Annotated in this window: 7 protein-coding genes and 1 pseudogene; 5 read left to right on the top strand and 3 right to left on the bottom strand. The window is 74.4% G+C overall.

The window, feature by feature from the left end; all coding sequences use genetic code 11:
* Positions 1 to 284: pseudogene (locus E1300_RS47480) on the bottom strand (sensor histidine kinase); the annotation flags it as partial.
* A gap of 130 nt (positions 285 to 414) precedes the next feature.
* On the opposite strand from E1300_RS47480, the gene E1300_RS47475 reads away from it, so the two are divergent.
* Together E1300_RS47475 and E1300_RS47470 are read left to right on the top strand one after the other, a co-directional pair.
* The gene (locus tag E1300_RS47475; RefSeq protein WP_242619866.1) at positions 415 to 855 is read left to right on the top strand and encodes a DUF6069 family protein; all 441 of its coding nucleotides are present in this window, start codon (positions 415 to 417) and stop codon (positions 853 to 855) included.
* 43 nt (positions 856 to 898) lie between these two features.
* Positions 899 to 2047, top strand: a complete 1149-nt coding sequence (locus E1300_RS47470) for an alpha/beta hydrolase (RefSeq protein ID WP_131763824.1) — start codon at positions 899 to 901, stop codon at positions 2045 to 2047.
* A 53-nt stretch (positions 2048 to 2100) separates the two neighbouring features.
* Here the strand turns inward: E1300_RS47470 and E1300_RS47465 are convergent, their stop codons facing one another.
* Positions 2101 to 2400, bottom strand: coding sequence for a type II toxin-antitoxin system Phd/YefM family antitoxin (locus E1300_RS47465; protein ID WP_131763823.1), 300 nt, complete (start codon positions 2398 to 2400; stop codon positions 2101 to 2103).
* A gap of 101 nt (positions 2401 to 2501) precedes the next feature.
* Between E1300_RS47465 and E1300_RS47460 the strand changes: the two genes are divergently transcribed.
* The 3 genes from E1300_RS47460 to E1300_RS47450 all read left to right on the top strand — a co-directional run bounded on the left by E1300_RS47460 (position 2502) and on the right by E1300_RS47450 (position 4288).
* Positions 2502 to 3173 (top strand): ClpP family protease, encoded by a 672-nt coding sequence (locus E1300_RS47460; protein ID WP_131763822.1) that lies wholly within the window; start codon positions 2502 to 2504, stop codon positions 3171 to 3173.
* The gene (locus E1300_RS47455) at positions 3170 to 3772 is read left to right on the top strand and encodes an ATP-dependent Clp protease proteolytic subunit (protein WP_131763821.1); all 603 of its coding nucleotides are present in this window, start codon (positions 3170 to 3172) and stop codon (positions 3770 to 3772) included. Before E1300_RS47460 ends, E1300_RS47455 begins: the two co-directional genes overlap by 4 nt.
* Positions 3773 to 3943: 171 nt before the next feature.
* Complete coding sequence (locus tag E1300_RS47450) at positions 3944 to 4288, top strand: RNA polymerase-binding protein RbpA (RefSeq protein ID WP_131763825.1); 345 nt, start codon at positions 3944 to 3946, stop codon at positions 4286 to 4288.
* Positions 4289 to 4387: 99 nt separating this feature from the next.
* On the opposite strand, the gene E1300_RS47445 is transcribed toward E1300_RS47450, so the two are convergent.
* Complete coding sequence (locus tag E1300_RS47445; protein ID WP_131763820.1) at positions 4388 to 5065, bottom strand: response regulator; 678 nt, start codon at positions 5063 to 5065, stop codon at positions 4388 to 4390.
* Between the last annotated feature and the right edge of the window lie 139 nt (positions 5066 to 5204).

Raw genomic sequence — 5204 nt, 5'->3', positions numbered from 1 at the left:
AGCGTCGCCGGCGGCGTCGCGGCCGGCGACAGCGCCGCCAGCACCGTCAGCGCCGCCGCCGCGGGCAGCGGGCGCCGCATCAGCAACGGCAGCAGCCCGATCGCGAGGACCCCCGCCGCCGCGTCCAGGACCAGCGCCCGGCCGTCCCCGTCCCCCGTGTACCGCCCGTAAACCGTCATCCCGGACAGCAGGCCCATGACGGCCGCCACGGCCACCGCGCCGCGCCCGCCGACACACCACCGGCCCGCCCAGGGGGCCCCGTCCACCTCGCTGTCGCCGTCCACCGGCACAGGCTAACCACGGGACCCGCGCCACCGGCACCTACCAAAGTCGAACCCCGCCCCTCCCCCGGACGGACCCGGAGAAGCCGCGCGCCCGATGCGCCGCCCGCCCCGCGTCCCGCACGCTCCTCCCATGAACACCGACACGAACACCCCCCGGATCGCGAGAACCGACCTTCGCGCCGGCTGGCCGACGACCGGACGGCGCGCCCTCACGGTGACCGCCGCGACCGCCGCCGCTCTCGCGGTGTGGACGATCGCCGGGCCGGTCGCCGGGGTCGGCCTCACCGCCCGCAGCGGCGGCGGAAGCCCCCACGAGATCGGCGCCGCCGCCGTCATCGCCGCCGCGCTCGCCTCGGGCCTCGCCGCCTGGGCGCTCCTCGCCGTCCTGGAGCGGACGGCCCGCCGCGCGGCCCGCATCTGGACGATCACCGCGTCCGCCGTGCTCGTGCTGTCGCTGTCCGGCCCGCTCACCGGCGACGCCTCCGCCGCCGCCACGGCCGTCCTAGCGGCCCTGCACCTGGTCGTCGGCGCCGTGCTCATCCCCGGGCTGCTCCGCACCGCCCGCCGCTGACCCGCCCCTCTCCCTGGCCCGCCCGCACTCCCTGGAGGACCCCATGCCCGTCGGCTACCTGATCACCGTGCTGCTCGTCGCGTGGGGCACGTTCTTCGCGCTGTTCCCGCTGCGCGGGCCCGTCCTCGGGCAGGTCAGCTTCCGGTCCGGCCTCGCGCTGAACGAGCTGCCCTACCTCGCGCTCACCTGGCTGCTGTGCTGGACGCTGCTGGCGTTCGCCCAGCACGACATCGCCTCCCCCGGCGGCTGGGCCGCGGTCGCCCTCGCCGCCGCCACGGCCGCGGGGCTCGGCGTCGTCGCCCACCGCGGGACGCGAGCCGCGCCCGCCCTGGACCGCGCCCTGACCGAGGCCCTCAGACCCGCCCGCGAAACCGCCCGCCCCCGGCCGCGGCGCCGTCCGCTCGCCGCGATCCTGCTGGCGCCCCTGTCGGTCCGCCACCGCGGCGTCGAGCGCCTGCCGGGGATCGCCTACGGCCCCGCGGGACGCCGCAACCGCCTGGACCTCTACCGGCACCGCTCCCGCCCCCAGGGCGGGCCCACGCTGGTCTACTTCCACGGCGGCGGCTTCAAGGGCGGCCGCAGGAACCGCGAGGCGCGCCCGCTGCTGCACCGGCTCGCCGCCCGGGGATGGGTGTGCGTCAGCGCCGACTACCGGCTGCTCCAGGACGCCGCGTACCCCGCCGCGCTGACCGACGCCAAGAAAGTGATCGCCTGGGTGCGCGAGCACGGCCCCGAGTACGGCGCCGACCCGGCCACGGTGTTCGTCGCGGGCAGCTCCGCGGGCGCCCACCAGGCCGCCATGGTCGCCCTCACCGCGGACGACCCCGGCCTCCAGCCCGGCTTCGAGGGCACCGGCACCGCCGTCGCCGGCGCCATCTGCCTCTACGGCTGGTACGGCGACGTCTGGGGAGCCGGCGAGCACACCTCGCCCGCGTCCCACGTCCGCGCCGACGCCCCGCCGTTCTTCATCGTCCACGGCGACCGCGACACCTGCGCCCACGTCGAGGACGCCCGGCACTTCGCGGGACGGCTCCGCGACGCCTCCTCCAGCCCCGTCGTCTACGCCGAACTGCCCGGCGCGCAGCACTCCTTCGACCTGTTCCGCTCACGCCGCTTTGAGGCCGTCGTCGACGCGGTCGAGGAGTTCACCACGTGGGTGGGAGCCACAAAGCCCACGGCCTTTACAAAGTAAGTTCCATGATGTGCGGACATCGAGCGAGCCTCGACGTCCCGGAAAGGTGCCGGTCAGCGGCCGAAGCCCGGCGGGCGCGGGGGCCCGCTGGGCCGGTACTCGGCCGCGATGCGCAGCGGGGCCGGCTGGGGCCGGTCGGACGGCGCGGACGCGGGACCCTGCCCCGTCTGCGTGAGGTCGAGCCGCCCGGCCCGCAGGCTCTCCAGCAGTTCGAGGTCCTCCGCCGACACGAGCGCGGCCATGACCTTGCCGCGGCGGGTCAGCGCGACCCGCTCCCCCGTGTAGGCGACCCGGTTCACCAGGTCGGCGAACTCCTTGCGTGCCTCCGTCACCGGCTTCTCCACGCTGTTCATCGTATAGCGAACTCCCTGGCCCTCCCCGGGATCGCGGCTGTACGCTCCGTATCGAACGTACAGAACGTACGAAACGTACAGATGATCTAGAGGAGGGGCGCATGTTCGACGCACCCGGGACGCCACGGCCCCACACCCCGCCGCAGGCACCGCCGGAGACCGTCCGGCCCGAGACCTACGTCGGCCGGAGCCGGGCGAGCGTCGCCGAGGCGCCGATGCTCGCGGACGCGCAGCTCTACGAGCGGCTGCTCGCCCAGCGGATCGTGTTCCTCGGCTCGGAGATCGACGACGCCGTCGCCAACCGGGTGAACGCCCAGCTGCTGCTCCTGGCGGCGCAGGACGCCCGGCGCGACATCACGATCTACATCAACTCCCCCGGCGGCGTGGTGGACGCCGGGATGGCGATCTACGACATGATGCAGTTCGTCCCCAACGACGTCTCCACCGTCGCGATGGGCATGGCCGCCTCCATGGGCCAGACGCTGCTGTGCGCCGGGACGGCCGGCAAGCGGTACGCGCTGCGGCACGCGCGCGTGATGATGCACCAGCCGCACGGCGGCATCGGCGGCACCGCGTCCGACATCAAGATCCAGGCCGAGCAGTCGCTGTACCTCAAGCGGGTCCTGGCCGAGCGGACGGCGTTCCACACCGGCAACCCGCTGGAGCGGATCGAGGCCGACGGCGACCGGGACCGCTGGTTCACCGCCGAGCAGGCCCGCGACTACGGCCTGGTCGACCACGTCATCGACAGCGTCGACCGGGTCGGGTCGTGACGCGCCCCGCGGGCCGGCACGTCGTCCCGTCCTTCGTCGAGCGGACGTCGTACGGGGTGAAGGAGATGAGCCCCTACAACAAGCTGTTCGAGGACCGGATCGTCTTCCTCGGCACGCCCGTCGACGACACCGCCGCCAACGACGTCACCGCGCAGCTGCTGGCGCTGGAGGCGATGGACCCCGACCGCCCCATCGCCCTCTACATCAACTCGCCGGGCGGGTCGCTGACGGCGATGACCGCGATCCACGACACGATGCGCTACATCCGGCCCGAGATCGAGACGACCTGCGTCGGGCAGGCCGGGTCCGCGGCGGCGATCCTGCTGGCGGCCGGGACGCGGGGCAGGCGCGCCGCCCTGGCCAACGCCCGGATCCTGCTGCACGAACCGTCCATCGACGTCTCCCGCGGCCAGTCCAGCGACCTGGAAATCCAGGCCAAGGAGATCCTGCGGCTGCGCGCCCAGATGGAGGCGATCGTAGCGGAGGCGACCGGCCACGACACCCAGACCGTCCGCCACGACCTGGACCGCGAACGCTACTTCACCGCCGCCGAGGCCCGCGACTACGGCCTGATCGACGACATCCTGACCGCCCGCTGACGGCAGCCCGGCTCGTCCGGGCCGTGAAGGGGCGGTTGGCCGAAGGTTCGGCGCGGACGGCCCGGGACGGCCGTAAAGAGCAGGGTTGGATCCGGCCGGGTGCGGGAATCTTGTAGCGGTATCCAGCGTTGGTCAGGGCAAGACCGCAAGCCGTCTGGGAGGCACGTGACGATGGCCGAGCGCGCACTTCGCGGCACCCGACTCGGAGCGACCAGCTACGAGAACGATCGCAACACCGATCTGGCCCCTCGCCAAGAGGTCGACTACACCTGCACGAAGGGCCACCGGTTCACCGTGACGCTCGCAGCCGAGGCCGAGGTGCCGATGACCTGGGAATGCCGCAGCTGCGGCGCCACGGCCCTGCGGGTCGACGGCGAGCTCCCCCAAGCCAAGAAGGGGAAGCCGCCGCGCACCCACTGGGACATGCTCATGGAGCGCAGGACGCTCGAGGACTTGGAGGAGGTTCTGGCCGAGCGCCTGGAGATCCTGCGCGCGGGGCGCAGGAGATCCGCCTGAGCGAACGAAGGCTTCACTAGATCGGGCCCGCACCGCCGCCACGGCGGGGCGGGCCCGATCCATGTCCGGCCCCGGCCGGACGAGGGCAGCGGACCGGGATCAGCGGCTCAGGCGGGGGTGCACCAGGCCCGTCTCGTAGGCGGTGACGACGGCCTGGACCCGGTCGCGCAGGCCGAGCTTGCGCAGCACCCGGCTGACGTGGGTCTTCACCGTCTCCTCCCCCACGACGAGGCGCGCCGCGATCTCGGCGTTGGTCAGGCCCTCGGCGACCAGCCGCAGGACGTCGGTCTCCCGGGGCGTCAGCGCCTCCAGCAGCGGGGACGGCCCGGACGGGCGGGGCCGCAGCCGCGCGAACTCCCCGATCAGGCGGCGGGTGACGGTCGGGGCGAGCAGCGCCTCCCCCGCCGCCACGACGCGGACGGCGTCGAACAGCCGCTCGGCCGTGACGTCCTTCAGCAGGAACCCGCTGGCGCCCGCGACCAGGGCGTCGTAGACGTGCTCGTCGAGATCGAACGTGGTCAGCATGAGGACGCGGGGCGCCCGCGGGGCGGCTGTGATCACCCGGGTCGCCTCGATGCCGTCCATGGCGGGCATCCGCACGTCCATCAGGACGACGTCGGGACGGTGCTCGCGGGACGCGCGGACCGCGGCCGAGCCGTCCGCGGCGGTGCCGACGACCAGCAGGTCGGGCTGGGTGCCGAGCAGCGCGGTGAACCCGGCGCGGACGACCTCCTGGTCGTCGGCCACCACGATCCGGACCGGGGCGTCGCCGGTCACGGGAGGGTGCCCGTCTCGCGCGGCGCGGTGGGGAGGGTGGCCTCGACGAGGAACCCGCCGACCGGGCCGGGGCCGGTGCGCAGCTCGCCGCCGACCGCCGCGGCGCGCTCGCGCATGCCGAGCAGGCCGTGCCCGGACG

Source organism: Actinomadura fibrosa (assembly GCF_900659615.1).
Taxonomy (GTDB): Bacteria; Actinomycetota; Actinomycetes; order Streptosporangiales; family Streptosporangiaceae; genus Spirillospora; species Spirillospora fibrosa.
The sequence above is the reverse complement of the archived record's forward strand: the minus strand, read 5'-3'. Positions and strand labels throughout refer to the sequence as shown.

Coding starts and splice junctions, on each gene's coding strand:
- E1300_RS47475 (WP_242619866.1), top strand. CDS start 415: ATGAACACCGACACGAACACCCCCCGGATCGCGAGAACCGACCTTCGC.
- E1300_RS47470 (WP_131763824.1), top strand. CDS start 899: ATGCCCGTCGGCTACCTGATCACCGTGCTGCTCGTCGCGTGGGGCACG.
- E1300_RS47465 (WP_131763823.1), bottom strand. CDS start 2,400: ATGAACAGCGTGGAGAAGCCGGTGACGGAGGCACGCAAGGAGTTCGCC.
- E1300_RS47460 (WP_131763822.1), top strand. CDS start 2,502: ATGTTCGACGCACCCGGGACGCCACGGCCCCACACCCCGCCGCAGGCA.
- E1300_RS47450 (WP_131763825.1), top strand. CDS start 3,944: ATGGCCGAGCGCGCACTTCGCGGCACCCGACTCGGAGCGACCAGCTAC.